This is a genomic window from Colwellia echini (assembly GCF_002843355.2).
GTDB classification, from domain to species: domain Bacteria; phylum Pseudomonadota; class Gammaproteobacteria; order Enterobacterales; family Alteromonadaceae; genus Colwellia; species Colwellia echini.
In genome coordinates, this window is sequence record NZ_PJAI02000051.1 from 1 (window position 1) to 2,454 (window position 2,454).

The 2,454-nt window shown below is 34.6% G+C and carries 3 protein-coding genes; all 3 read right to left on the reverse strand.

The window, feature by feature from the left end; all coding sequences use genetic code 11:
* Positions 1 to 394: 394 nt before the first annotated feature.
* Positions 395 to 958 carry a hypothetical protein gene (locus CWS31_RS17125; protein ID WP_101344584.1) on the reverse strand — a complete coding sequence of 188 codons (564 nt, stop codon included), beginning with the start codon at positions 956 to 958 and terminating at the stop codon, positions 395 to 397.
* A 113-nt stretch (positions 959 to 1,071) separates the two neighbouring features.
* Positions 1,072 to 1,443, reverse strand: a complete 372-nt coding sequence (locus CWS31_RS17130; protein ID WP_101344585.1) for a hypothetical protein — start codon at positions 1,441 to 1,443, stop codon at positions 1,072 to 1,074.
* A gap of 123 nt (positions 1,444 to 1,566) precedes the next feature.
* Positions 1,567 to 1,812 (reverse strand): hypothetical protein, encoded by a 246-nt coding sequence (locus CWS31_RS17135; RefSeq protein ID WP_148747788.1) that lies wholly within the window; start codon positions 1,810 to 1,812, stop codon positions 1,567 to 1,569.
* Positions 1,813 to 2,454: the final 642 nt, after the last annotated feature.

Sequence of the window (2,454 nt, forward strand, 5' to 3'; positions counted from 1 at the left end):
GCAAACTGTTTTTTGTCCTGCTTTAATGCCTTGTTAGGTGTTTGAACTGATTAGAATTTATGCCACCTAAACTTACCAAACCACAATAAAGTAATTGGCAAAGTCTTGCACGAAATTTTGCAGTAAAAACTGAGAAATTAGCGCACCAAAAAGTTAAATAAACTGCTTTACTCAATTTTATGTAACACCGCGAAACAATAATATACGTGCGATAATTACAAAACTTAATTACGTTTTAGGATACGTGATTGATGCGCAAAACGTGAATCAAAAAATATACCTTACGCAAATAACCCAATACACCTAACGCCTCAATCAGAGGCAAAAAATAGTTGGTTAAAATTAGCGACGCAGGAGCAAAACCAACTGTTTTTTGTCCTGCTGAATTGACTTGTTATATTTCGATTAACTCAAAACCATGACATTTGATACTTCCAATCTTTACCCATTTAGGAACATTACCGGTGCACTCAGAATAAAAATACTCGAGTATTCCTGAAGCAGTATTAGTTGCAAATTGCCATTCGGCATTACCAGTTTCACCTACAAACTTATCAAAATCATCAGGATTAGGATGAACAAAAAAATCTCTGTATTTCTTGAGAAATTCATTTAAGTTTTGCCACAGCTTTGGTTGAGCTTTATGGAGAGGTGTTATATTTTTTTGTTTTACTAGTTCATTTAGCGCAGGTTTTAAGCCTTTAAGCTGTATTGCCATTAGAGCTTCAAAGCTTTCAATATTTGGGTAGTTACTTTTTAACTTAGAATTATCTTCATTCCAGAGTATATAGAGTTGAGCAGTGCAAAACGAAACTAATGAAAGATGACTATAAATATATGTGCAGCTTAGTAAACCAAAAATAGCATCATCTCTGGGAATCTTTTCCTTGGCTCCAATCTGGGTGTCTATAACAGTTCTCGCCATATCTAAATATGACTTAGCGACATTGGTAAGCATGATTCTCCTAGAAATATAACGCCCTGTTAACAGGCAAAAAATTGTTGGCTAAAATAAGCGACGCAGGAGCAAAAACCAACTGTTTTTTGTCCTTGTTTAACAGCTTGTTATATTTACTCACACTCCACTACTGCGTAACCACTATCTTCTACTATTAATGATGATGCATCAATAAAACCAAGATTCTCCGCTGCATCCAAATCATCAATGTCAATTGTATGAATATATATATTACCAGTTCCACCACCACACACCGCAGTAAATGATAAACCTGAAATGATACCACATTGTGATTCTAAGGCTTTTATATCAGAATTTGTTAAATAGGAAGCGGTTTCCTCAATAGATAAACCATCATCATTACATTGAGTATCCCCCTTTGAAATGTAAACATCAATTGTATCTTCAACTAACGAAGTCGATGAATCATCATCACATGAGATAAGAAAAAACGAGAGTAATAACATCCATAATTTAATTTTCATGAGCAATCCTTATTTGTAAATATAACGCCCTAATAACAGGCAAAAAATTGTTTGCTAAAATGTTGAGGAACGAAAACAGCAAACTGTTTTTTGTCCTTGTTTATTAGCTTGTTATATTGCAACTCACTCAAAAAGAGAAAAATACAAAGCAAATAATATTATTGCAATAGGAATTATTTTAAGGCAAATCCACATGCCATGAAACCATTGCTTTCGCATGTATTGCTTTAAAGTGCGAATGTCGTCAACAGTTAACTCATAACCACAATGGTAACATTCCATTTCACCATGCTTGATGTGGCATTCACACTTCGGACATGGTGCTGTTGGCTTTCTATATCGAGGGTTAATTTCAGGTTCAAAATCCATTTAGTGCTCAGAATACTTATGCAATATAACGCCCCATTAAGAGGCAAAAAATTGTTTGCTAAAATGTTGAGGCACGAAACAGCAAACTGTTTTTTGTCCTGCTTTAATGCCTTGTTAGGTGTTTGAACTGATTAGAGTTTATGCCACCTAAACTTACCAAACCACAATAAAGTAATTGGCAAAGTCTTGCACGAAATATTGCAGTAATAACTGAGAAATTAGCGCACCAGAAAGTTAAATAAACTGCTTCGCTCAATTTTACGCAACACCGCGAAACAATAATACACGCGCGATAAATACAAAACTGAATTACGTTTTGAGATACGTGATTGATGCGCAAAACGTGAATCAAAAAATAAAACTTATGTAAGTAACCCAATACACCTAACGCCTCATTAAGAGGCAAAAAGTAGTTTGCTAAAATGTTGAGGCACGAAACAGCAAACTGTTTTTTGTCCTGCTTTAATGCCTTGTTAGGTGTTTGAACTGATTAGAGTTTATGCCACCTAAACTTACCAAACCACAATAAAGTAATTGGCAAAGTCTTGCACGAAATTTTGCAGTAAAAACTGAGAAATTAGCGCACCAAAAAGTTAAATAAACTGCTTTACTCAATTTTATGTAACACCGCGAAACAATAAT